Source organism: Sphingobacterium sp. 40-24 (genome assembly GCF_001899705.1).
GTDB classification, from domain to species: Bacteria; Bacteroidota; Bacteroidia; order Sphingobacteriales; family Sphingobacteriaceae; genus Sphingobacterium; species Sphingobacterium multivorum.
In genome coordinates this window covers 99,862-125,648 of sequence record NZ_MKWH01000036.1, presented here as the reverse complement: position 1 = coordinate 125,648, position 25,787 = coordinate 99,862, and the positions used below count along the sequence as shown (strand labels likewise).

Here is a 25,787-nt window from a genome sequence, read left to right as displayed (position 1 = left end):
TCTTCTTATATAGAGTAATGAAACTGTATGCTTAAAAACTTTACCCCCCAAACTTTCGGTATGATCCTAAGTTATCACCATTGAGGGTATAACTTCTTGAAGCAAACAGAATAGATTAGCGATAATATGTCGCGTCAAGAATTTAAGCCGCCCAGTCAAATGGTTTTGTACAAGGGTCACACTCATATTTCAACACTTTTCCTAAGCTTTTCGCTTTTTTACCTTTTTTTACGAACACATAAGCCAAGTCTACATATTCCTCTACTTCGGCCCCACTTTCATCCCGTCCTTTTACAACCACAGAATAATATTTTCCATCCGGATATGCCTTGAAATATACTTCTTGAACAGTAATCTTTTTGGGTATTTGATTATCACAACAGCTACACCATAAAATAACGATGGGTTCTTTTTTAAGGTATGCAACGGCCGTTTCGGCTTGCTTTTGTGTCAAGGCCTGAAGTTGATCTGCTTTTGAGAATAAAGCTGTACACAGCAACAGAAGGAGAAAAATGGTCTTTTTCATTTGGAATAGTGTTAAGTTTAAAAGAACTTATTAGCAAAGACTATGCCTTTAGCTTCTCAAAAAAAGATAACAGTCGCTATAATAAATTAAATGGTCAGTTATTTCTCCATAAATTCCCGACAACAAGATCATATGTATTCTGTGAAAGTGCCGTTGTATTTTAGCGATTTAACCAAGTTGTTCTCAAAACACAACAGTGCCGATAAGCGGTAATTCTGCCTTGAGAACAAACCAATATATTATTTTTCCCAGACCAATGCGCTTGCACCAAGAATAGCAGCATCAGCCTCTTCCAATTCACTAAAGACCAGTTTAACTTTGTTTCTAAACAAAGGAAAAAGGTTTCTTTCCATATGGAGTTTCGCGGGTTTTAAGATAAAATCACCGGCCTTAATTACTCCTCCAAAAAGTAGAATTGCTTCAGGAGAAGAAAACATCACAAAATTTGCTAATGCTTCACCTAGTTTCTGCCCAGTATACCTAAATACCTCAATGGCTATCGCATCCCCTTTGAGCGCACATTCATGAACTGTCTTCGAATTGATCGCGTCCTCAGGGAATTGATTCAACATCGATTCCGGAAATTCGGCCCGCATTTTCTTGGCTGTAATGGTGATCCCCGTAGCAGATGCATAAGCCTCTAAACTTCCTTCAGAACCCGTACTCCAATGTTTTCGTCCTCCTGGTTTGACAATGGTATGGCCCAATTCGCCAGCAAAGCCATCGTGTCCATAAATAAGCTTCCCTCCGGCCACTATGCCGCTTCCTACGCCCGTGCCTAAGGTAATCATAATAAAATCTTTCATGCCGCGTGCCGCACCAAAAAGCATTTCACCATAAGCAGCGGCATTTGCATCATTGGTAATGGTGCAGGGAATCTTAAATTTGGCCGTCATTAAATCGCTAAATCGAATCACACCTTTCCAAGGGAGATTGGGAGCGTGGTCTATTGTCCCAGTGTAATAATTAGCATCAGGCGCGCCGACACCAATTCCATCAAAGCTTTGTTCACCACCAAATGCTTCAATTAAGGGATAAGCTTTCTCGTACAACGCATCAATAAACTCTTCCACCGTTTGATAAGCATCTGTTTTTATGCTTCCTTTTTCAAGTACTTCGCCCCGATGATTGACCACACCAAATTTTGTATTGGTTCCACCGATATCTATTCCCAACGCCACGCGTTTTGATAAATCTATTAACGACATTTCTATTTCTTGTTTCTTAGTTCTAAAATTACTAAAAGATAATATTTTATGAGCAGTCGGCAAAATCTTCTTGCCATTTAATATCTGTAGAGAACGCTATTTATGATCACGGGCAATCCGATCAAAGTTGGATCCATCCGGCATCGCTACTTTATTTTATCGTCTAGGCACACCAAATTACCAAAGGCGGCATAGTTTTAGCACGTTAAGAATAGTTTAGGCCCTATATTTATATTTTTTAGTACAACAATAAATTTATGAATAAAATATTACGATTTTTTGATCTACACCAAGGTGAAGAAAAAAAGGAAGCTGTTCTGGAAAATGTTGTCAGTAATATTTCTTTTCGCGGAGCTAATGCCTGGATTCTAGCCTGCGCGATTGTAGTGGCGTCTGTTGGATTGAACGTAAATTCTACTGCCGTCATTATAGGAGCCATGCTGATATCTCCGTTAATGGGGCCAATAGTAGGAGCTGGATTCGCCTTAGGGACTTTTGACTTTCCGTTATTAAAAAAATCGCTAAAAAATCTACTGATCGCCACATTGATCAGCTTGGTCGTGTCGTTTATCTATTTTCTTTTAAGCCCCTTCAAAGAGGCACAATCTGAGTTACTAGCACGCACATCACCCAATATTTACGATGTCATGATTGCAATCTTCGGTGGTCTTGTCGGTGTCATTGCTATTACAAGAGTGGATAAGGGCAATCCAATTCCTGGAGTAGCAATTGCAACAGCCCTGATGCCTCCGCTCTGTACCGCGGGCTATGGACTCGCAATAGGCAATTTCAGCTTTTTCGCTGGCGCATTATTCCTGTATATAATAAACTGTGTTTTTATCTGCATTTCGACCTTTGTGATTGTCAAATATTTACGATACCCCAAAACACATTATGTCGATCAGCAACGGGAAAAAAGAATTACACAAAGTATTACCATCATCACAATTATACTTGTATTGCCGAGCGTATATTTTGCCTACAATCTACTACAAGAAAAAAAATACACAAACAAAGTAAATCAGTTCGTTCAACAGGAATTGAGCAATAAAGGTTATACGGTTATTTATGAAAAACTGGAGATGAATGGTAATCCAAAGAAATTAGAACTGGCTTTCTTATCAAAAAAATTCAGCAAAAAAGAAGTTGAGTCTCTACAACACAGCATGGAAACATTTGGGATTACCAATACCGCGCTGGTTATTCATCAGGACAGTTTAGACCTAAAATCGAGTATTCTTAGCGAAATCGATAAGCGTACCGCTGCTGTAAGTGAAAAAGACCTTACCATAAGAGCTCTCAATAATGAACTTACCAAATACCAATTGGCTAATCCACAACTCGATCGGGATATCTTGGTATTGTTTCCCGAGCTAAGCTCCTATAGCATTGGTATACAACAACATTACAGCAAAAAAGATAGCTTAGCCAACCTTGTCGCATTTATTTATTCTACCAAAACTCCGCTACCTCAAACACAACAGGAAAAGCTACAACAATGGCTACAAAATCATTTTCCTAAAGATAGTGTGGAAATTATACGTAAATAGACTTGAGTCAGCTCGTTCTATGCCGACGATCTGACGGTTTAAACAAGCGTAAGCGCTATGTTCAATTAGCAAAGAACGAATGACTACGCCATGTTTTCACACGGTCTTTCTATAGTTATAGATGGCTAAACCATTCAACAATAAAGCAAATCCAATAAGATAAACAAGCTCTTTCTTCACTTCCTGAAATCCACTCCCTTTTAAGACAATCAGCCGTACAACACTGATAAAATGGGTAACTGGTGTGCATTGCGAAATCGCTCTTGCCCAAGCCGGCATACTATCTGTGCTGGTAAAAAAGCCACTCATCAGCATAAAAACCATCATAAAGAAATATGCGATGAACATGGCCTGCAACTGCGTGTCTGCGAGGGTAGAAATAAACAATCCCAACCCCAATAGTGCAATGAGGTAAACTGCAGCAAAGAGATATAAAAGCAGTAAACTTCCCTGCGGAAAAATACCATAGACAATATACATTACAATCATACCAATGGTAAAAACAATCATGCCCACAATCCAAAATGGAATTAGTTTCCCTAGGATAAACTGCCATTTTTTGATGGGCGTCACATTGATCTGCTCGATTGTTCCGATTTCCTTCTCTTTGACAATATTGAGCGCTGTAATAAATCCGCCAATCATCGTAAGCAACAAAACCAAAATACCCGGCACCATATAGTACTTGTATTCAGCCCTGGGATTATACCAATTGGAATTCGCTATTTTGACGGTTGCGACCTGCTCTGAAATACCTGTTTTAGCGGCTTTGATATTTACATCCAAACCGCCGTTAAAATCAGTAATTACACTGGTTAAATAAGCTCCACCCAAGGACGATTTTGTACCATTGATGGCATCCACTGCGATATTGACTTGCTGCGTACCTTCCCGCACCAGATTGCGCTCAAAACCTGCCGGTATCTCCAATACAAGATCAGCGTCTCCCTTTTCGATCATTTCCAATCCAACTTTATAAGATAGTGGACTACTTACGATTTTAAAGTATCCTGAAGATGCAATCTTATTGATTAAGGTTCTTGAATAAGAACTGTGGTCGTTGTCAACATAAGCAATATTGATATTCTTCACTTCAAAATTGGCTGCAAATGGCATGATGATCAGCTGAACTGTCGGCATGACAAACATCATGGCCAAGATAATCTTGTCTCTGAATATCTGCCGAAACTCTTTCTGTAATATGAATCTTAATACCTCCATTACAACCTGATTTTAAATCTTTTCAATGCAATTGACAACAACACAACTGACATCCCGCCGAGAATCAATGTTTCTTTCCAAACATAACTAAAGCCCATTCCTTTGAGCATGACAGCTTTAATAATTGCATAGTAATACCGGGATGGTACGATATGCGAAATAACCTGAAATATCCAGGGCATATTTTCCAAAGGAAACATAAAGCCAGTCAATAATAAGGTCGGCAGCATCATGCCCATCATCGCTATTAACATGGCAGTTTGCTGGGAATCGGTGATATTAGAAATCAACAAGCCTAAAGAAAGACAGGTGATAATAAATAAAATACTCTCCGCGAAAATCAACACCAGACTTCCCCTGATCTCAACATCAAGTACAAACACCGAAAGTAGAAGAATAATGATAAAATTGACGAGTGAAAGCACGAGATATGGAATCGCTTTGGCGATGAGAACCATAATGGGTTTGAAAGGCGATACCAATAGAATTTCCATAGTCCCCAGTTCTTTTTCGCGCACAACTGCCACGGAGGTCAGTGCCGTGCTCACGATCATAAAAATTAATGCGATCACTCCAGGGATAAAATTAAGGGAACCGTTCTGCTCTTCATTATACAATTGTCGCAGTTGCGGCACTATCTGATAGGATAACGCTGTTCCGGGATTTAGGTCCTGCTGGTATGCCTTGATTATAGCTGTCAGATAATTGGTGACTATTGTGGCTGTATTCGGGTCGGAAGCATCAGCTAATAGCTGAATTTGAGCACCATCCTTTCGATATAGATCCTCCCCGAAATTTGCAGGAAAGATTATTGCACATTTGATGCTTCCATCTTTAAATCGGCTTTCTACATCTTTATAATTTACAATTTCATCTTTCACCTGAAAATATGAGCTTGTTTTAATACGGTTTATGATTTCACTGGAGTTGACATCACGCGCATTATCCTGGATCGCAATTCCAATATTTTTAACTTCGCTACTCAATGCATAGCCAAAAAGGAGAATCTGAACTACGGGAAACCCAAAAAGGATAAGCAACGTTCTACGATCCCTAAAAACATGATAAAACTCCTTGCGAATAAAAGCGAACAACTGTTTCATATCAATCTCCCGATCTTTTGGCCCCACGTGCCAGTTGATAAAATACGTCGTCCATGGAATGGGTTTCGAACCGCTGTTTCAGATTTGTAGGACTGTCCATCGCTTCTACTTTCCCATCTACCATGATACTGATACGGTTGCAGTATTCGGCTTCATCCATATAGTGTGTTGTCACAAACACCGTGATGTTATTGGCAGCAGCCTCGTAAATCATATCCCAAAACTGCCGTCGGGTAATCGGATCAACACCTCCTGTTGGCTCGTCCAAAAAAACAATTTTAGGTCGATGGAAAATCGCTACCGAGAATGCCAACTTCTGTTTCCAACCCAAAGGTAATTCGCCTACGAGTTTTTTTGCTTCTTTCTCCAAACCTAAGGTATGTACCAAATCACTGCTCCGCGACTTTATGTCTGCCCTTGAAACACCATAAACGCCACCATAAAACTCAATATTTTCCAAAATAGTGAGGTTATCGTACAACGAGAACTTCTGACTCATATAACCGATATTCTTTTTGATCTGCTCCTGTTCTTTATACACATTGAAGCCAGCAACAGTTGCTTCACCCGATGTCGGGTAGGACAAACCACAAAGAATACGCATGGCCGTGGTCTTCCCCGCACCATTGGCCCCAAGAAAGCCGAAAATTTCGCCCTGGTCAACATCGAACGTAATTTTATCTACGGCCTTAAAATCTCCAAATTGCTTGGTCAGATCCTTACAGACTATTGCCTTATTCTCCATCTGTAACTTGTTTGAATTCGTTCATACCATTTTGATCCTGCATCAGGCGGATAAAACTATCTTCGATCGTTGCTGCTATTTTTTCAACCACGAGATGTTGTGGATTATACTTATTTGCCAGGGCAATAATGCCTTCCCTACCATCCACTTCTGATTTTGAGGTAAGGTGCAAATATTCGCCAAATGCATAACAGCTTTCTACCGCCTGATCCGAACGGAGATCCTGGAGCAGTTTATATATATTGTCCGCTTTAACCGCATATAGTGGCTTTGGAAAACTTTTTATAATACCTGACGGTTCATCGATTGACATAATCCTTCCGCCCTGCATTAATGCAATACGATCACACAGTCGAGCTTCATCCATATAGGGTGTGGATACCACGATCGTGATCTGCTGTTCCTTGAGTTTGGTCAACATTTCCCAAAATTCCTTTCTGGATACAACATCGACACCTGTTGTCGGTTCATCCAGAAAAAGCACGTCGGGCTTATGGATCAGCGCACAGCATAAGGCCAGCTTCTGCTTCATTCCGCCAGACAATTTCCCTGCTCTACGATCGTTGAAGGGTTGTATCTGATCATAAATATCTTTGATAAGTGGATAATTTTCCTGAATGGTTGTACCAAAAACTGTCGCAAAGAAAGTGAGATTCTCCTTTACCGTCAGGTCCTGGTATAATGAAAAACGTCCTGGCATATACCCTACCCGATTGCGTATCTGTTGATATTCTCTGACAACATCAAATCCCTCTACAGCAGCAGTACCGCTATCCGCAAGCAGTAAAGTGGTTAGTATTCGGAAAATTGATGTTTTACCGGCGCCATCAGGCCCTATCAGCCCAAACAACTCACCTTTCTTTACCTCAAAAGAAACGTCATCTACGGCTCTAACATTACCGTAGGTTTTGACCATATTTTTTACACTGACAGCGATCATAATAACTTACTTTGACCAAAGGACCTCACCATACATCCCTATTTTTAAATAACCATCATTTTTCACACTTACTTTGATCGCATAAACAAGATTAGCGCGCTCATCTTTAGTCTGAATTGTCTTTGGTGAAAACTCAGATTTATCTGAAATCCATGTAATTGTTGCGGGGTATTCCTTATAATGCTCTTTGCCATCATCAATGCGCACAGTCACCGCCTGTCCGACTTTTATCTGTGGCAACTGAATTCCGGTAATATAAGCCCTCAAATAAAGCTTCGTCGTGTTGGCAATTTTATATAAAGGTTTACCGACGACCTGCAACTCACCCTGTAGTGCATAGTTTACCAAAACTGTCCCACCAATAGGATTGATCACCTGTCCCTTATTGATCTGTTCCTGAATCTGTGCAGCAGATTTCTCTAAGGGATTTTTCTCACTCAAGATACTCCGATTTTGAGTATTTGTATTGTATGTATTGAGGGTGAGTTGTTGCTTGGTCACGGCTATTTGTTTCTGCAATTGATCGATTACCGCATTGATATCATCGAGCTGTTTACGTGTTGCGGCATCTGATTTTACCAGATTTTCCGTCCGGGTCCTTTCGTACAGCTGTTGTTTTAATTGCGCTTCCTGAACGACCAGTTGGCGCCGTACTAGTTCAACCTGATCCCTGGGATTCACCGTCTTTTGAGATAAAGCTTCGATACTTGCCTGCACTTGTTCTTTTTGCAATTCAGCAGTACGGACATCTATTTTTCCGACAGTATCTCCAGGTTTCAATTGCTTTCCTTCTTCAACAGCATATTGCATCAATATTCCGTTTTGCTGCGCAGAGACAATCACTTCGTCAGCCTCAAAATTCCCTGAAGCGTCATATTCATTATGTTGCTTACAACCACTAAGCAAAGAGAGCGCAGTAATAAATAGGATTAATCTTTTCATTTTTTGATGTTTACAGTTAATTCCCGGCTATAAATTTTAAATTATAGATCGCTTGTAACAATTGGATCTCGTGCAATATTTTGAGCTGCTTGGCCAAGTGTTCTGCATTTAATTTTTGAATATACTCGTGGGTCGTGATCACTCCATTGCTCAACTGCGCCTCAGCAGATTGAGTTACCGATGTCCGCAAGGCAATCGCAGCATCATCCTGTCGAATCAAGATGGTATATTTATTGACCTGCTCACCCTGTTGGCTCAGGTCAACTTTGGCATTCAGCAAAAATGTCTCCTTATCGGCATCAATAGACTGACGATTGAGCTGAAGGATATTTCTTTTGTTCGACAGTGAGTAAAAGCTACTTAGCGACCAAGAAAAACGCAGCCCCGTAACGTACCAGGGACCAAATTTGTTTTCAATGATATTGAGGGTTGGCCTTCCATATGCCCCTTGAAAAAAGCCACTTACCTGTGGAAGATAATCGGATTTCAATTGTTTCTCCTGTTGGTCAACGATGTTTGTTTGTAAATCAAAAGCTTTTAATTCAGGTCTGTTAATGGCGGAAAGCGTATACTGAGCAGTAGGCAATTCCAATTGCATGGATTCGGGCAGCTTCTTTCCTATAAAGAGCGACAGCATATTTAAATATGCTGTACGATTAGATGTATATTCTGTGGTCTGCATTTCTATATTCAATACTTCAGCTTTCAACTCTTCCACATTACTACGAAATGCTACCCCATTGTCAAAAGCAGCCTCAGCTTTTTGTACCTGAGTCTGTAAGTTAGCCTTGTTTAACTCGTTCTGCTTCAATTGGGCATCGATTAATAAAACAGCAAAATAAAGACTATTGATACGTTGATTGATCCCATAGAGACTGGATACTAAGGTCTGCTCCTCCAATGCCGTATTTGCAGCGATTAAATCCGTCTGCATTTTTATATTGCCGGCATCGTAAATGAGCTGACTAATTTCACCCTGTATTTTATACTGATCTTTACTGATAGAAGGTAAGGAAATACCCGGCAATGAACCTACAGCATCCGCAAAACTTACTGTTTGCGATTGATAGGTTGCCTGACCTGAGAAGCTAATTTGGGGGAGAAACCTTTTATTGGCATTTTGGATGGTATACTCACCCGTTTTGGTTATCAGATCCATTTTTTTAATTGCTGGATAATTTGCTTTGGCAAGCGTATAACAACGCTCCAAAGTAAGCGCTTCTCCTTGTGCAGTTGCCCTATTTGCAACATGCAACAGGATCAATAAAAGAATAACATGCGTTAAATAACAATACTTCATAACTGCGTTGTTCATATATTGTGGCATTATTTTTTAATCTTTAGATTTAATCATTTGATTAAGTTTGGGACAAAAAAAATTATTTTGCTTTCATCATCGCTCCTATCCATATCGGTATAAGCTTCTTACGCTCTATCATAAGTGCATTAAACTGTTCGATATCGAGATCTTGTACCCCCATAATCAAAGGCTTTGCGATAAAAGGAAACACAACCAACCCCAATAAATTCATTAAAAAATGTAAAGGATGTGGCTCCATAATAAAGCCCTGTGTTACGGCTTCATGATGCTGTTTAAAAAAAACAGAATTGTTTAGCAATTGTTTGATTGGCAACTTTTCGAGGAGTTCCTGAGGATTGTTTCTGATTTCCGAAATCAAAAAAGTAGGCACCTCCGGTTCTCTGATGATAAAATCGATATATCTATTGGCTATCAATTCAACTTTACTTTCAAGATTGGTTGTTTCATCATTAAGGATAACAGCCATACTCTGTACGAAAGCCGAAAAGGTTTCAAACATAATAATTTCAAAAAGCTTCTCTTTGCTCCGAAAATAATAATTGAGCAAAGCAAGATTGATCCCTGCTTCTTCGGCAATATCCCTTGTCCTGGTTGCTGAGAAACCTTTTTTATAGAATACAACCCTCGCCGCTTCCTTAATTTTCGTTTCCGTCGACAGATCTATTTTCTTCTCTTTCATCCCGATTAAACTTCCTTGTATTATGCAAAGATAGAAAAAAGAATTAAAAACAAACAATTGTTTTAATCAAATGATTAAAACAAAACAACAAACGTATTTATATGATAATCAATGTAAATAAATCACAAAAAAAAGGAACCCGTTCCTCAACATGCAAGTAATAAAGCGAGCAAATGATAGGTACTAGCAGGCAGTCAGGACAAATTATTTGCAGCTTTTAGTTTTTTAAGAAAAATATAGCACAACAGCGGAAAACCGATATAATAACTAACGAGGACGAACAAAGGCAAAATCCCCTCGGGTTTGACTGGGTCTACCGCATACGTTTTTATCAGGAGCTGCAGTCCGATATTTTTTTCTTTCGAAAATAGAATCATCGTTGCAAAATTATAACCAAAATGTAAAACAATCGGATGCACTATTTTACCTGTTTTAATACAAATTCGTGCAAATAAATACCCCACTATACCGGTCGATACAAGAACTTCCAGCATCTTAAAAATCTGCCCCACGATACCGTACGAAAACCAGTGATAAATGCCAAAAGCCAGCGCCGTGATCAATGCAGCTTTCCCCTGACCACAGCGTCTCATAAGAATATATAATACGGCTCCCCTAAAGATCAATTCCTCAAATACCACTGCTTTTGATACATAATAAAGACTGCCAAAAAAATCAGATACCGTATAATTTGGATTTAGTTGATACGGATTTCCGACTAAATAAGCAATACTCAAATAGAGAGCAGTAACGTATATTATGGGCCCAAACAGACAAAAGAGGAAAGATCCGACCTTTGAGGAAAACCCCAGAACCTGGAGGTTCCGCTTGCAAAAATAACCCAGCAAAAACTGGGAGACGACCAATTCAAGAGCAATAGCGATCATGATTTTTTTTACACAAAGCTATAGCCTTAAATCATTTAATTTCACGACATTTGAATACGCCGCAAAATGTCATAAAATGACCAATAAATCCAGCAAAGAGAAAATAGCGCTTTTGATCAAAAATGCCCGTATCAGTAAAGGATATTCCCAACAGCAACTTGCTGATCTTGTCAAACTGAATCTTCGGTCTGTGCAACGCATCGAAAAAGCTGAAGTTCTACCAAGGGCTTATACCCTCAATTTAATGGCAGTGCAGCTTGATCTCGATATTGCACTATTGAAGGAAACCGAACCTGTACATGAGATCCTCGAGAAGAAAGTAGCACAACAAACAAAACCCGCGTTAAACAAAGCTCAAAAACTCATTGTGAGCATAACCTCAGGCATACTCGGCATTTTATTAATATCCGCCTTTCTTTCACAATCGACTAGTTTTCCGGAGACAAGTTTCGAACTATTTTTACTGCTTGCGGTCGCTGTGCTTATCTATGGAATCGTTCTTTGGTGGACCTGGCGGAATCGTTAGCTTTTGATAATCTTTACTGTTTTAAAAGAGCTGCATCTCTTATAAAGATTTCAACCCTGCTCCGATCTTTCTCATTTAATTTGACATAGCCTTTTACAATAACAGGATTCTCTTTTAACCACACTTTATTGTTGTCGCTCAGCGTAACCTCCACCATCGGTGGAATACCATTTTGTCCACAAAACATACACTGCTGCACCGGCAAAACCGACAAAAGGAACCTATTATGGCGAAGACCGGCCTTTAACGGCACCATATAGCCTTGCAACTCTACACTTGTTCCATCCAGTTTCGACAGCTTACTCGGAAAATAGGGGGTGTAAACCGTCTTGCCATTAACCTTGTTAACTTTATAGAGCATGGTGTCAAAGGTTTTCCAAACCTCATTCATCAAAGGCTTATGATCTACCAAATGTTGTGATTCCGTTACCCCTTGAGAAAAGACTGGATTAGTTTTACTTCCTGCAACAACAAATAAAAAAACTAGAATAAATTGCTTAAACATAACGCATTAAAGATTTACCTATCAAATATAGTTAAAAAACATCAAAAGCAACTATATTGCATTTACTGTTTTTTAACTATATTTATAACACGAATAGCGCTATGAAATGGCAACTCCATTTGACAATAGACAAGAGGTATAATCAGCACGATTTGATAAAAATTAATTTATGAACACATTATTAAAAAAAGATGCAGCATCCAATCCGGAAGATTTAGGAGACCAACACATGATGACTTCAATGGATACTCCCCTGCGGCCCGATGCATTTGATCGAACAGACGAAGAAAAAATCAGCAAGATATCTCAACTTTTTAAGGACATCATGTATGAACTTGGCCTCGACCTCCAAGATGACAGTCTGAGCGGAACGCCCCATCGTGTAGCAAAAATGTATATCAACGAATTGTTCTATGGCCTTAACCCGGTTAACAAGCCCAAGCTGTCCACCTTCGAAAATCGCTATGGCTACAATAAGCTATTGATAGAAAAAGACATACGGGTAAATTCTGCCTGTGAACATCATTTTTTACCAATCGTGGGGCGGGCACATATAGGCTATATCCCCAAAGACCGCGTAATAGGACTGTCAAAAATAAACCGTATTGTAGAATACTATGCGCATCGACCACAGGTGCAGGAACGCCTTACTTTACAGATTTACAATGAGCTCAGATCCACCTTAGCAACAGATGATATCATTGTTGTGATTGATGCCGATCATCTCTGTGTCTCCGCCCGGGGTGTCAAAGACACCAGCAGCTGTACAACAACACTGGAATACAGCGGTATATTCTTATCAGAAAGTAAACGAAACGAATTTTTCAATTTATTGAAATAAGATCTGCCTTTCCCCGACTTTCGTTGGGATGATACCAGAAGCAGATTAAATGTATAATCATCGCAAATGAATACAGCCCATGCTCGCCCAGTAACCATTTTAACTGGCTTTTTAGGTGCAGGAAAAACGACTTTTCTAAATGCCTTAATGAAATCCTATCCGAAAAAACGTTTTGCTATCATTGAAAATGAGATAGGACAACTAAATATAGATAGTTCCTTGCTCAATGAAAACTATGGACAATTGGTAGCGCTCCAAGAGGGGTGCATCTGTTGTACGCTGAACGATGAACTTTACACCGCACTCGAATCGCTCTATCAAAAACAAGACAGCTTTGATGAACTCGTTATTGAATGTACAGGTCTTGCCATACCCGATGCTATAACAGAACCTTTTACAAGGCATCCAGTGTTTAAGAGCTACTTCCCATTAAAAAAGATTATTTGCTTGGTTGATGCTGCACTTATTGAAGATCAGATCAAGGAAAGGGATGAAGTGTTACGGCAAATCACAGCTGCCGACGTCATTGTCATTAACAAAACCGAAGCGGTACATTCAGCATACTTGAGCTATTTAAGCAACTACTTAGCACATGTAAACCCATTAGCGAAAACTCTCCAGTCAACAGTAACGGAGGGGTTTCCTTTCGAAATAATTGAGGAAATAAAGTACACAAAAAAAATAGAAGCCTTTTCTTTTCTGAAGAACGTTAATCTAAGCAGCTCACTGATACTTGGCAAATCAAGTCTGGCAAAACAACATCTGAGCGATATTGCAACGCGCGTCTATACTTTTGCTGAAGAATTTAATTTCGTAAACCTATTTCTCGGTTTGAGCAAACTCGTCGGCAAGTATCCAAACAAAATTTACCGAATGAAGGGAATTGGTTATAAAAAAGATGAAGACAAAAAAATCATTATACAGACCGTCGGTTCACGAGTCGATATGGACTACGGTAACCATTGGAAAAAGGATGAAAGAAAAATGAATACACTGGTATTTATTGGAAAAGAGCTTGATAGTCTCTCCATACAAGATCTCCTGATACGTATGTTGACCATCAAAGAGAGGCAATAAACGATTTATAGAAACAATTGTCTACGTAAAAAGACCTCTCGGACACAAATCCAAGAGGTCTTTCCATGACTAACTACGCTTACTTTGTATTTTATTTAATTAGCCAAATAATGTCATTTTGGGTATCTGATCCATTAAACTGACGTTGCAAAGCTTCTTTCAAGTAAGTTTCGTTGGTACTGTATTCGGTCTTAGGGTATGCCCACCGTTTCGGTATCTGGTTATTATTGGCATTCGAAGGTCCTATATCAAAAACTGGCACTCCTGTCCGGCGCTGCTCAAAAAATGCCTGTTTTCCTGAGTTTTCAAAAAATGCCACATACTTTTGTGTTAGGATCTGCTTTAACCCTTCCATATTGTTCCCTTTGTAAGGATTTGCCTGTAAGAACAAATTGATCTTGTCTTGAGAAATTCCGTAGAACAGCATCGACTGACTTATCCCTGACTGAAATCTTACCGCAGCATCTCCGCTAGCCCAACCGCGATTGATACCTTCTGCCAGGGCAAATTGGACTTCGGAGGCACCAAGTTGAATAGATGGAACCCCAGACGGCGAAGCGAGCCAATAATCGAAATTGATCATAGATAGCTGTCCATCCGCAGCTTGTTTTAGCAAGGTACTCTGTAGGTCGCCTGTTTTCCCGCCATTGTATACGTCGAAGGGGCGCGTAGGATCAGAAGGCATCGCCGAAGCCGGCAGAGCCTGAATCAACAATCTTGGATCCTGTAAAGTCTTTAAAATATTCAGGTAGGTTGCTCCCAATGTGTTTCGCACATCCTTTTTTATAATCACACCGTCTGTTGGCCATAGCGGATAGGTGTTAATATTATTGTAAAGGAGTTGAAAATTATCCCGATTTTCAAGAATCAGCGGATATTTGGTAGGATTCGCCAAAACTTCAGCAAAGCGTTCCTTAACCCGCAATGCGGGGCTATCGTCGGCACGTTTGCTGAGGCTAATTAAAACACGTAGCTTAAACGAGTTGACCAGTTTCTGCCACTGCTCAGGCTTGCCATTGTAAAAGAAATCGCCATCTAATGTATTGCCTTTTTCTTTGAGATTTGCCAGTTCATTATTCGCCTCCTCAAGCCAGCTAAGCACTTGCTGATATACCTCCAACTGGGTATTGTATTTGGGTGCAAAATTGCCCGCCGATTCACCTTGCAGAGCCTCTGTCAATGGAATATCACCAAACATTTCAGTCGTTCGGGCAAAGAAATAAGCCTTGAAAAATTTGGCCATAGTCATATAAGCAGCACTCAATTCAGGAGTTTTCGCAGCTTCGATTTCCATACGGTACACATCACGCAATATACCATAGGGCGTTTCAAAAGAGCCTGTAGTCCATCCATAAGGCTGCCCCGCATAATAGGCCTCATTTTGTGTCATATACTGATTATGTCGATGATCTTCACTCCATGGCGCATCATAAGAACGCATAAGTATTCCCGTAAACAAAAGTTTTGGAGCAGGATTATATACGGCCGCAGGGTCTTTTTGTAGATCCGTTATCTTTTTACAGGAACTGAAAGAGCACCCGAACAGGAGAAGAATGAGAGTGGATTTAAAGTACTTCATTTTTAAAAATTTTGACTAAGTTTTTAGAAGGTTGCATTAAGATTTAGACCAAAGCTCTTTACTGATGGTGTCTGGTAGTCTGAGCTAGCACTGGTGAATTGGTCCAAATCCATATTTTGGGTACCTTTTCCAGTGAAATACAGCAAATTCCTACCAACCACTGAAACACTTGCACTGCGGAAGAATCTGGAATTTTTCAACAAGTTGGCAGGTACATTATAACTGAAAACGATCTCCCGTAATTTGACAAAGGTTCGACTTTTGGCCGTAATTGGTCCCGACTGATAGTAATTAGTGGCCCAATTTTGCCACAATACAGAAATGTCATTTGGGGCAAATTCTCTTGTATCGGAGATTATCTTACCATCCTGATCTGTATTGAGCTGCCCCTTGACTATTTTTAACCCATTGGTCATGATAGTTCCTTTATAATCTTTGACATCCCTATTTTCCCAGTCCTTTAGACGATATTCATTTGCTGATTCGGGATGGGTTCCAGATCCCCACTGTTTGGCATCCTGCACATTTTTTATTAAACCACCAAAGCGGCCATCGACAAGAAAACTAAAACTGAAATCACGGTATCGGAAACTATTGCTGATACTGGCCGTAAATTTATTATCGCTATAACCTATTCTGCTCACATAAGGATTGTAAGCTGGCAAACCGTTTGTACCCACAATTGGCACTCCTTTTTCATCACGCTGAAAATCATTCACGTAATATCCGTCCCATCGCTCACCAACACTAACATTCCCCGATCGCGTTTGATGCCCATCGATGTCATGTAGCCAGGCATGATTTGTTGATGCATTGACCATTACATTCCAGCTAAAATCTTTCTGTTGAATCAAAGTCCCATCGATACTCAGCTCGAGACCTTTACGCAATAAAGTCAACCCATTGGTTTGTCTCGCTCTTACACCTGAAGTAACCGACGTAGCCAATTCGATAATCCTGGGACCTTCCAGGTTTCTAAAAAAAGCAAAATCGAACCCCAGACGGTTGTTAAATAAACGAGTTTCCAAACCTATTTCCGCCGTCTTCACACGCTCTGCCACGAGATCCGGGTTAGGTAATACATCGGTATATGTTACGCCCGTCATTGAATTGGCCCAACGTCCATAGTTACTGTATGCCGGCAAAAGTTTATAAATATCGTACTGGGCCGATTCATTGACGAAATCACTCGCAACATTAGCATATGCCCCACGGATTTTTAATGCGGAAATAACCTTGGGCAAAGTGACCATCTGTGAAATCACAGCACTTAGTGAAGCCGATGGGTAGAAGTAGGTGTTATTCTTTACCGGCATCGTCGAAGATTTATCAAATCGCCCCGTTAGATTTAAGAATAACATACTTTTATAGTCTACATCCATGAATCCATACACACTTCCAACCTGACGCAGGGCGCGATCGTTAGTAGACACCGTGGGCATGATCGAATTACTTAAGTCATAAACACCGGGCACAGTCAATCCACGATCTGTACGTGCAAACAGCGATTTGACACTGACGGTTCTTAAATTACCAAATACCGAGCCTGAGAAGCCTATGTCCTCGGCGATACGATTTTGGTATTTTAAGGAAACCTCTGTATTATTTTCCCAAAAAGTATCATAGGTTTCTTGATAACCACCAACACGGCTTCCACCGATATTATAATTATATAGGTTGGCAGAAATTGGAATTTTAATCGTTCTATTCCTATTCCAGGTACTAGCACTGGTACGTGCATTTAATGACAATTTATCATTAAACTTGTAATTAGCCGACACGGAACCGTAGATATCATCCTTATCATAGGTCCTCAAATTTTCATAAGCCGTCATCCAAGGATTGTCATAAATGGTGTATTCACGATTGTACTGCTGTACATTTTCTTTTCCAGGCTGCCAATAGTTGCGAAGATCATCAATATCATAATCTGCCGCTCCCCATAATGTAAGAATGTAAATAGGGCTATTTGGTCCATAAGCAATATTTGGATAATTTGGTGAATACTGCTTATTGTAATTTATGCTCGCATCGAAACGGAGCTTACTACCAGCGTTAATGCCTCCGGTAAGATTTATATTGGTGCTTCCCAATTTCGTGTTAGGTGTAGTTCCCCTTTGAAACATCTGAGACGCAGATAAGCGTAGATCACCATGATCATTCTTAGTCGAAATAGCAATATTGTTTGTACTCAAAAGACCATTCTGAAGAAATTTCTTCAAATTATCTTTTCCTCTGGCTTCCCAAGGTAAGGGAATAAGCTGACCTGTTTTTGGATCTATCGGGCTGTTATATTGCGGAATAAGCTGTCCTTCAAATCGGGGTCCCCAAATGTTGTAATCGTTGTCATTGATTCCACCCCCACGACCATCTTTAAAAGCATATTGATAATTTGAACCCGGGCCATATTCGGTTTGAATTTTTGGTATCGCATTATACCCCGTCTGCAATTGTGTACTTGAGTTAAATTCAACCTGGAAACCCTTATCCTGTGATTTTGCTCGTTTTGTCGTTATCACAATCGCTCCATTTTGACCTCTGTTCCCATATAATGCCGCAGCATTTGCCCCTTTTAAAACAGAATAGGATTCGATATCATCCGGACTAAGATTCCATGAGTCGGTATTAATCGGCATGCCATCGACCACAATAAGAATATTGCTCCGACCACGTAACGTGATACCCGGGTCTCCAAATAAGTTCGTACTCGGTGTAATTGTTAAGCCTGACACGCGTCCAGCTAAACCAGAAATAGCATTTGGTTCCCGAGCTTTAACCATGTCTTTGCCTTTTATTTCCTGCACTGAATAGCCAATAGCCTGCTTTTCTTTTTTGATACCAAGCGCAGTTACAACCACCTCATTGAGGGATTGTTGGTTCGGTATAAGCGAAATAACGGATGAAGGTTGATTGCCAACAATGAAAACCTTGGGAAGATACCCCATATAGCCAATTCTTAGCGTATCACCGATATGTGCGTCAATCACAAACTTACCGGAATGATCCGATGAAACAAGCTTAGCTAAATGAGAATTACGAATTGTTGCGCCATGAATAGCGCCTTGACTCAATGAATCGACCAGTCTCCCCTGGAACGATCGGGTCTGGCTAAACCCCTGTGCAGCCAGCATGGCCAATGACAATGTTAGGCCAGTAACTTTAGGTGAAATTGAATAGGATAGTTTGAACATAATCGCTTACTTATAGATGAAAATGTAAGCAATATTAAACATCGTTTATTAATACTAAACTAAATTCATATTAAGTTTAGTATTTCCATATTAAGTTTAGTATTTCTTCTTATCCTAAAACAGCTTAGCTAAGTCAGATAGTGGAGCGTTCACCGACACATCAAAGGATATACTTTAAAAAGTATATGCATGTTATTCATTAGCAAACGAATAACATGTTAATTTACCCTATTAATTTAACAAAATGACAGATAATGATCAAATTTACTTGTTGCTGAATTAGAATTTTCCGTCATTTGTGTAAATGATTTTTTAGCTTTAAAAAAATCACAGCTAATTATTGACATGGCTGCTACAAATCGAATTACACGGAGCAAATAACATAACCTATTTTATCCGTAATTTGTGCGTACTCCCAGATTGAATTATTGAAAATCATACAACATTAAAACAACAATGAAAAAATTAACACTCGCCCTAATTTTCTTGGCTGGAGTCTACACACAGCATGCGGAAGCACAGACAGCAGGTACAGTACCCGACAAAGGACTTGATCTGAGCTTAATGGACAAATCTGTACGTCCACAGGATGACTTTTACAACTACGTAAGCGGAACCTGGATGAAAACGGCTAAAATTCCTTCCGACAAACCCACTTGGGGAAGCTTCAATAAATTGGCAGAAGATACGGACAACAATTCGATGAAAATTCTGAACTCACTTTTAAAAGATAAATTTCCTGAAGGAAGTGAGGGCAAAAAAATACAGGACTTGTACGCCTCCTATATGAACTTGCAGAAGAGAAATGCCGATGGGATTAAGCCCATCCAGGGAAATCTAAGCAAAATCGATGCGATAAAGAACCTAAAAGATCTTCAGAATTATTTAACTTCCGTAACCAAAGAAGGTGAGAATAATTTCTACGGCTGGGGGGTCGGTGCTGATTTAAAAGACTCTAAAATGAACGCGGTTTATTTAGGAGAAGCGTCCTTAGGTTTGGGAAGAGATTATTATCAAAAAGAAAATGAAAAAAATACCGAAGCAATTGCGGAATACCAAAAGTATGTAGCTTCCATGTTAAAGGAGTTGGGGTATAAAAATGCTGAAACTGCTGCAAAAGGGATTGTTGACTACGAAAAAAGCATTGCGAAGACCTACTTGACCAATGAACAAAGCCGGGATAATACATTACAATACAACCCGCAGACTATGGCTGAGCTATCTGCTCTAGTCAAAAATGTAAATCTACCTGATTACCTCAAAAAAGTTGGCGTCAATACAGAAAAAGTAATCATCGGAGAATTAGGTTATTATAAGAACTTTGACAAATTGATCAGCAACCAGAACCTTCCTGTCATTAAAGATTACCTTAAGTTTCATCTTATTAATGGGAGTGCCTCTTATTTGAGTGAAGAACTGGGAGATATGCGATTTGCTTTTTATGGGAAATATTTAAGAGGCCAGCAAGAGCAAAGAGCACTAAACAAAAGAGGATTTGAACTGATCAACTCCACTTTAGGTGAAGCTTTTGGGAAGTTATATGTTGAAAAATATTTTCCCGCAGAAGCCAAAGCGCAAATGGTGGAATTAATTGACTATTTAAAGAAAAGTTTCGCACTTCATATCAATGATTTAACATGGATGTCCTCTGTCACCAAAGTTAAAGCGCTTGAAAAACTAAATAAATTTACCGTAAAAGTTGCCTATCCTGACAAATGGAAGGACTATTCTAAATTAAATATTCTATCGGAAAGCAAAGGTGGAAACCTGTATGCTAACTTGCAAAGTATCACCACATGGCGATATGAAAGAGATTTGGCGAAAATCGGAAAAGCAGTAGACAAATCAGAATGGGGAATGACTCCACAAACAGTAAATGCCTATTACAATCCTGTAAACAATGAGATCGTGTTTCCAGCAGCAATTCTCCAACCTCCATTTTTCAATCCACAAGCTGACGCCGCGGTTAATTTCGGTGGTATAGGTGCTGTGATTGGCCACGAAATGAGCCATGGGTTTGACGATTCCGGAGCGCAATTTGATGCGGATGGAAACTTGGTCGACTGGTGGACACCAGAAGACAAAGCTAATTTTGAAAAAGCAACAAAAACACTCGCAGCTCAATACGATAAATATGAACCTGTAAAAGGCACTTTCGTCAACGGAACATTTACAAACGGTGAAAATATCGCGGATTTAGGAGGTGTAAACATTGCTTATGATGCACTTCAACTATATTTAAAAGATAAGGGAAACCCAGGTGAAATAAGTGGATACACACAAGACCAACGTTTTTTCCTAAGCTGGGCAACGGTATGGAGAACCCTATCCAGTGAAAAATATATGGTCAACCAAGTTAAAACTGATCCACACTCTCCAGGATATTTCAGAAGTTTTGGTCCATTGATCAATGTTGACGCTTTTTATAAAGCTTTCGATGTTAAACAAGGTGACAAACTTTACAAAAGTCCAGAAGAGAGAATTAAAATCTGGTAATAAGCATTATACGGGAGCTGTCTCAAAAAAGCAGCTCCTGTTATTTTCTTTAATCCAATATCTATTTCTCTTGTGAACCAACCAACCCCAATATCGAAAGCCCCACTAGTAACATTTCGTTTATAATTCACTAAATCATTTTAGTATACTTATATTCATATTCTGAAAAACCAAGAAGTATACCATGATAAAAACCAAAACCTCAATTTTTGTGCTGGCACTATCGCTCTTCGGTTGGCTTAATGCTTTGGCACAACAGCCACAGCTTTCAACCCCATGGACAGTAATAGCCAAGCAAACAGAAATCCCACTTTCCGAATATCCACGTCCCCAAATGGAAAGGAATGAATGGCTATGTCTCAACGGTAAATGGGATTATATAGGTGGAAAGGATGCTCCGAATGCACTAAATCCTGCTGTCCCCATTTCCTTTGACCACAGCCGAGAAAGCATTCTTGTCCCCTATTGTCCAGAGTCCTATTTATCCGGAATACAACGCAAACAAGAAATTAATCTGTGGTATCGTAAAAATTTCGAGCTACCTAATCATTGGAAAGGGAAAGATATTATACTCCATTTTGGTGCAGTGGATCACGATGCAACTATATTTGTAAATGGTAGAAAAGCTGGTACTCATTCAGGTGGCTACGACTCCTTCTGGATCAACATCACTGAGTTTTTAAAGGCCGGTCCAAATAACATTGTCGTCGCAGTGCATGACAAGAACGACGGTAAGTATCCTTCGGGCAAAAATGGACCTCGAGGCGACTATACATTTTCTTCTGGCATATGGCAAACTGTGTGGATGGAACCAGTAAGCAAAAACCATATACAGGGAATCAAATTGTTGCCTCAAGTAGCAGAAAAACAACTAAAAATACAGGTCACTAGCACAGCGAAGGCAAAAGTTACGGCCATCGTTTCTTCAGAGGGAAAAGAAATTTCAAAAACGGTAATTCAGTCGGGCATGGAATTTAATATCCCGGTAGAAAATCCAAAACTTTGGTCTCCTGACTCCCCCTTTTTATACGATTTAAAATTAAGTATACATGGGAAGAATGGAGAAATCATTGACGAGGTTAAGAGCTATTTTGGTATGCGTGATATTAAACTTGGTAAGGTAAACGGAATTGTAAGGCCGCTCTTGAATGACAAATTTGTGATGCAGCTCGGTCTCCTGGATCAGGGGTATTGGCCCGATGGTATTCTAACAGCACCTACGGAAGAAGCTCTCAAATATGATATCGAGTTTACCAAAAATGCTGGTTATAACCTTATTCGTAAGCATATGAAAACCGAACCCCAACGGTTCTATTATTGGGCAGATAAAATGGGACTGCTTGTGTGGCAAGATATGCCCTGCCTTTGGTATCCCGAAGAAGATACTACGATTTATCGAAAAGCATTTCGTGATGAATACAAGGCCATCGTTGACGACCACTACAACTCGCCATCCATTATCGCCTGGGTTCCTTTTAACGAAAATTGGGGCGCTTTCGATGTACGCAATATTACCGACTGGACCAAACAATATGACCCTTCACGTTTAGTGAACGGTAATTCGGGATTTAACAACAATCCATCTTACCAAAAAGCTTATGGTGACCCCGGAAATGGAGATTTTGTTGACACCCATATCTATGTTGGCCCCAAGGGTGCCTCAGAACCTGATTCGAAAAGGGCAGCTTCCCTCGGAGAGTTTGGTGGCGTAGGCTTATTTGTCCGCGGTCACATGTGGCCTGTCGAAAACAATGCCTATGCCTACGAACCCACTATAGAGGCGCTCACAGACCGTTATATATTCCTAATGGACAATGTCGAACAATTGCTCCGATACAAAGGACTGAGTGTTGCTATTTATACGCAAACTACCGATGTGGAACATGAAGTCAATGGCCTATTGACTTACGACCGTAAAATACAAAAAATGGATCTTGAAAGAATAAAAGCAGTCAACCAAGCCGTGATTAAAGCTGGAAATGAATTGAATTAGCGGATACAGATGTTCGCTATTTCGCTCTCAAAGAATTTTCAAACGATTCAGCTGAAACAGCTGTTCTTTTTGCAGAAGTGTTTAATAACAGATCAACGGGTAACACTATTATGGCAAAATATTCAGAAAAAGCATCTGAGAAAGTTGAAAAGACGATGCACGAAATGAAAGAAGGAAAATTAAAATCTGGTAGCGGGAAAAAGGTAACATCACGAAAACAGGCGATTGCTATCGGCCTCTCCGAAGCAAAAAAAGAAGGTGCCAAAGTACCCAAAAAAAAATCCTAGCAAGTAAACTTGCTAGGATTTTCTCTTTAGCCCAAATTATGCTTTTTCATGCGGCAATCTACAGTAGGGATTTTTTCTGGTCTGTACCATCATAAGGATCTGACAAAACATTTTGACTATCCTCGACATCTATAAAATTTTGATTTACATCTACGGGTGTATAAATATGAACACTGCTTCCATTTCTTTTTTTGAGATAATATTGAATCTTTGTTGTATCAATATTGGTCACATCTGAAGCTGTCCATATCATTTTATGACCTGCACCATCAATCGTTATTACTGTATCATTGCCACGAGCGATGATACGCTGCAGTCCCAATTCTCCTTTTCGATCACCTTCTCTTGTCAACAAATGTGTGTTACCATCTTTATCAATCATCCTGATCTGTTGATTATTGTTGCATCCAACTAAAAGGATGAAACTAAACAGAAGAAATGGAAGGGTCGTTCGTATTATTTTCATATCGTTCGTGGTATAACTCAATATAGTTTAACGACGAGACACAAAGATGCTGCCAAAATACAGCTGGCATGAAAGATACCTTCCAAAAGTTGGTGGATTTACCCCGAGTAGTGATCGCCTCCAGCAAACAACCTGCTGCTAATTCACATACAAAAACTATCTGTCTCTATTTTATATTCGTTTTTTTTATCAGACGGCTGGCACTTTCTGCTGCAATGATCAATGCTGCTGCAAGCATAATTACATCTTTCAGGACTAATCTACCGGCCGCGGATAAATAAGGAAAACCATAATTAGGTGACGGGAAATCTCCATCTAGCTTTGGCACAAACGCCTCTGGAGTTGTTATCAGGAAAGAAAGTGTAACCAATGACATAAGCACGGTACACAATGCCCCAAAAATTCCGATTTTAGGATACCAAATACCTAAAAATATCATCAGACCAATTGAAACAATTACAAAGCCAAGTATATAAGAAAAAATATAAGTTCCATTTTCTTGGTGCCATGCAATATTTTTCTTTACGACACGACCCTCCGGATTTTTAAACAACTGGTATTCCGGTATTAGCTCTCCGTTTTTATCCAACACCCGTTTTTCCGTATTATGATAAAAAAAACGCATTGCCGGACTATTAATAACAAAAGGAACTATACCATCAGCTTCATATTGAAATGCTTTTAATCCTCCAATCCATGCCATCACAATAAAAATTGAAATTCTAGCAAAGTTTGTAAAGATATATTGTGACTTTGCCAATAGCTTTATTATTTTCTCCATAACGTAGTTTGTTTAATACCATGCAAAACTAAACAATGGCTTAAATCCACAACATGGACAAATAGATCTATAACATAGACTTTTCGGCAACAATTGATAAACCGACCCGCTTCCGAAATACCTTAGGAGATACGCCTACCATCTTCTTAAAAAATCTACTGAAATAAAACTCGTCTTTGTACTGCAAATTGGCTGCTATTTCTTTAATACTTTTGGCCGTCAAATGGAGCTGTCTTTTACTTTCCAATACGAGGCGTTCCTGGATCAACTTTGAAGGGGATTTTCCCCATTTCAATTTTATTTTTTTCGTAAAAACGGCTGGACTTAAACCATAGTTCGCTGCATAAAAGGTAACTTCTTTATGCGCTTTATAATTCTTTTCCAAAAACTGCTCAAAGTCATCAATAATATCTCTATGAGCCCAATACGGTTTTTGTAGGTCGTTAAAAAGTAGCTTTTGTCTACTCGCCAGCGCTAAAATCAGCTGTAAATAGGTTCTGCTCAATGACTGATCATAGGATTCCGACGACATTTTGAGCTGATCTATTTTTTCCATGATAGTTGATATCTCATGATAAATAGCTGCTGAGAGCAACACATGAGGTTGCTGGTAGATGTTGTTGAATAGAATTCCATTACAGGCAACTTCATCTTTATGATATTCTATACAATAGAAATCGCCGTGAAATTTTAGCACACTAAAGGTACTTTTCTGCACCACATCCATCGTAAACAACTGATAGGGAGACAAAAACAAAACACTTTTAGGATCCGCATGGTATGTCACCAAATCAACCGAAAAACTCGTCGCTTTCTCAAATAAAAGAATGCAGTACAATGGTTCACTAATGTTGAATCTACCGGCAGATAATACTAATTTTTCAAACAGGATATGGGAATAGTTCATGTTATTAAGCTAAAAT

23 protein-coding genes are annotated in these 25,787 nt (G+C 39.5%); 7 read left to right on the top strand and 16 right to left on the bottom strand.

The window, feature by feature from the left end:
- Window positions 1-142: 142 nt before the first annotated feature.
- Entirely contained in the window at window positions 143-526 is a 384-nt protein-coding gene (locus BGP15_RS14745; RefSeq protein ID WP_046675100.1) for a hypothetical protein, read from the bottom strand.
- A 239-nt stretch (window positions 527-765) separates the two neighbouring features.
- Entirely contained in the window at window positions 766-1,734 is a 969-nt protein-coding gene (locus BGP15_RS14740; RefSeq protein WP_046675099.1) for an ROK family protein, read from the bottom strand.
- A 257-nt stretch (window positions 1,735-1,991) separates the two neighbouring features.
- Between BGP15_RS14740 and BGP15_RS14735 the strand changes: the two genes are divergently transcribed.
- Window positions 1,992-3,284 (top strand): TIGR00341 family protein, encoded by a 1,293-nt coding sequence (locus BGP15_RS14735; protein ID WP_286769953.1) that lies wholly within the window; start codon window positions 1,992-1,994, stop codon window positions 3,282-3,284.
- 96 nt (window positions 3,285-3,380) lie between these two features.
- On the opposite strand, the gene BGP15_RS14730 is transcribed toward BGP15_RS14735, so the two are convergent.
- The 8 genes from BGP15_RS14730 to BGP15_RS14695 all read right to left on the bottom strand — a co-directional run bounded on the left by BGP15_RS14730 (window position 3,381) and on the right by BGP15_RS14695 (window position 11,122).
- Complete coding sequence (locus tag BGP15_RS14730; protein ID WP_286769952.1) at window positions 3,381-4,505, bottom strand: ABC transporter permease; 1,125 nt, start codon at window positions 4,503-4,505, stop codon at window positions 3,381-3,383.
- Window positions 4,505-5,608, bottom strand: a complete 1,104-nt coding sequence (locus tag BGP15_RS14725) for an ABC transporter permease (RefSeq protein ID WP_286769951.1) — start codon at window positions 5,606-5,608, stop codon at window positions 4,505-4,507. Before BGP15_RS14725 ends, BGP15_RS14730 begins: the two co-directional genes overlap by 1 nt.
- 1 nt (window position 5,609) lies before the next feature.
- Complete coding sequence (locus BGP15_RS14720; RefSeq protein ID WP_088163713.1) at window positions 5,610-6,353, bottom strand: ABC transporter ATP-binding protein; 744 nt, start codon at window positions 6,351-6,353, stop codon at window positions 5,610-5,612.
- Window positions 6,343-7,293: an ABC transporter ATP-binding protein gene (locus BGP15_RS14715; protein ID WP_286769950.1), complete on the bottom strand. Its 951-nt coding sequence runs from the start codon at window positions 7,291-7,293 to the stop codon at window positions 6,343-6,345. The genes BGP15_RS14720 and BGP15_RS14715 overlap by 11 nt, the downstream gene beginning before the upstream one ends.
- 6 nt (window positions 7,294-7,299) lie before the next feature.
- Window positions 7,300-8,235, bottom strand: a complete 936-nt coding sequence (locus tag BGP15_RS14710; RefSeq protein ID WP_286769949.1) for an HlyD family secretion protein — start codon at window positions 8,233-8,235, stop codon at window positions 7,300-7,302.
- 16 nt (window positions 8,236-8,251) lie between these two features.
- Window positions 8,252-9,550 (bottom strand): TolC family protein, encoded by a 1,299-nt coding sequence (locus tag BGP15_RS14705; protein WP_286769948.1) that lies wholly within the window; start codon window positions 9,548-9,550, stop codon window positions 8,252-8,254.
- Window positions 9,551-9,614: 64 nt separating this feature from the next.
- Complete coding sequence (locus BGP15_RS14700; RefSeq protein ID WP_205400668.1) at window positions 9,615-10,235, bottom strand: TetR/AcrR family transcriptional regulator; 621 nt, start codon at window positions 10,233-10,235, stop codon at window positions 9,615-9,617.
- A gap of 194 nt (window positions 10,236-10,429) precedes the next feature.
- Entirely contained in the window at window positions 10,430-11,122 is a 693-nt protein-coding gene (locus BGP15_RS14695) for a CPBP family intramembrane glutamic endopeptidase (protein WP_286769947.1), read from the bottom strand.
- A 76-nt stretch (window positions 11,123-11,198) separates the two neighbouring features.
- Between BGP15_RS14695 and BGP15_RS14690 the strand changes: the two genes are divergently transcribed.
- Window positions 11,199-11,648 carry a helix-turn-helix domain-containing protein gene (locus BGP15_RS14690; RefSeq protein ID WP_183044036.1) on the top strand — a complete coding sequence of 150 codons (450 nt, stop codon included), beginning with the start codon at window positions 11,199-11,201 and terminating at the stop codon, window positions 11,646-11,648.
- 13 nt (window positions 11,649-11,661) lie between these two features.
- Here BGP15_RS14690 and BGP15_RS14685 read toward each other — a convergent pair whose 3' ends face one another.
- Window positions 11,662-12,153, bottom strand: coding sequence for a hypothetical protein (locus BGP15_RS14685; protein WP_120336365.1), 492 nt, complete (start codon window positions 12,151-12,153; stop codon window positions 11,662-11,664).
- 169 nt (window positions 12,154-12,322) lie between these two features.
- On the opposite strand from BGP15_RS14685, the gene folE reads away from it, so the two are divergent.
- Entirely contained in the window at window positions 12,323-12,994 is a 672-nt protein-coding gene (gene folE, locus BGP15_RS14680) for a GTP cyclohydrolase I FolE (RefSeq protein ID WP_286769946.1), read from the top strand.
- Window positions 12,995-13,060: 66 nt separating this feature from the next.
- The gene (locus tag BGP15_RS14675; protein ID WP_286769945.1) at window positions 13,061-14,071 is read left to right on the top strand and encodes a CobW family GTP-binding protein; all 1,011 of its coding nucleotides are present in this window, start codon (window positions 13,061-13,063) and stop codon (window positions 14,069-14,071) included.
- A 91-nt stretch (window positions 14,072-14,162) separates the two neighbouring features.
- Here the strand turns inward: BGP15_RS14675 and BGP15_RS14670 are convergent, their stop codons facing one another.
- Together BGP15_RS14670 and BGP15_RS14665 are read right to left on the bottom strand one after the other, a co-directional pair.
- Window positions 14,163-15,650, bottom strand: a complete 1,488-nt coding sequence (locus BGP15_RS14670; RefSeq protein WP_286769944.1) for a SusD/RagB family nutrient-binding outer membrane lipoprotein — start codon at window positions 15,648-15,650, stop codon at window positions 14,163-14,165.
- 23 nt (window positions 15,651-15,673) lie between these two features.
- Window positions 15,674-18,841, bottom strand: coding sequence for a SusC/RagA family TonB-linked outer membrane protein (locus BGP15_RS14665; RefSeq protein WP_286769943.1), 3,168 nt, complete (start codon window positions 18,839-18,841; stop codon window positions 15,674-15,676).
- Between the two features lie 456 nt (window positions 18,842-19,297).
- On the opposite strand from BGP15_RS14665, the gene BGP15_RS14660 reads away from it, so the two are divergent.
- The 3 genes from BGP15_RS14660 to BGP15_RS14650 all read left to right on the top strand — a co-directional run bounded on the left by BGP15_RS14660 (window position 19,298) and on the right by BGP15_RS14650 (window position 23,617).
- A complete protein-coding gene (locus BGP15_RS14660) occupies window positions 19,298-21,337 on the top strand; it encodes a M13 family metallopeptidase (RefSeq protein WP_286769942.1) in 2,040 nt (679 codons plus the stop codon).
- Between the two features lie 184 nt (window positions 21,338-21,521).
- Window positions 21,522-23,330: a glycoside hydrolase family 2 protein gene (locus BGP15_RS14655; RefSeq protein ID WP_286769941.1), complete on the top strand. Its 1,809-nt coding sequence runs from the start codon at window positions 21,522-21,524 to the stop codon at window positions 23,328-23,330.
- A gap of 110 nt (window positions 23,331-23,440) precedes the next feature.
- Window positions 23,441-23,617 carry a DUF6496 domain-containing protein gene (locus BGP15_RS14650; RefSeq protein WP_167450483.1) on the top strand — a complete coding sequence of 59 codons (177 nt, stop codon included), beginning with the start codon at window positions 23,441-23,443 and terminating at the stop codon, window positions 23,615-23,617.
- A gap of 58 nt (window positions 23,618-23,675) precedes the next feature.
- Here the strand turns inward: BGP15_RS14650 and BGP15_RS14645 are convergent, their stop codons facing one another.
- From BGP15_RS14645 to BGP15_RS14635, 3 genes are all read right to left on the bottom strand, one after another.
- The gene (locus BGP15_RS14645; RefSeq protein WP_286769940.1) at window positions 23,676-24,083 is read right to left on the bottom strand and encodes a hypothetical protein; all 408 of its coding nucleotides are present in this window, start codon (window positions 24,081-24,083) and stop codon (window positions 23,676-23,678) included.
- 166 nt (window positions 24,084-24,249) lie between these two features.
- Window positions 24,250-24,864 carry a DUF417 family protein gene (locus BGP15_RS14640; RefSeq protein WP_046675093.1) on the bottom strand — a complete coding sequence of 205 codons (615 nt, stop codon included), beginning with the start codon at window positions 24,862-24,864 and terminating at the stop codon, window positions 24,250-24,252.
- Between the two features lie 67 nt (window positions 24,865-24,931).
- On the bottom strand, window positions 24,932-25,771 hold the full coding sequence (locus BGP15_RS14635) for a helix-turn-helix domain-containing protein (protein WP_286769939.1): 840 nt from the start codon (window positions 25,769-25,771) through the stop codon (window positions 24,932-24,934).
- Window positions 25,772-25,787 lie beyond the last annotated feature (16 nt).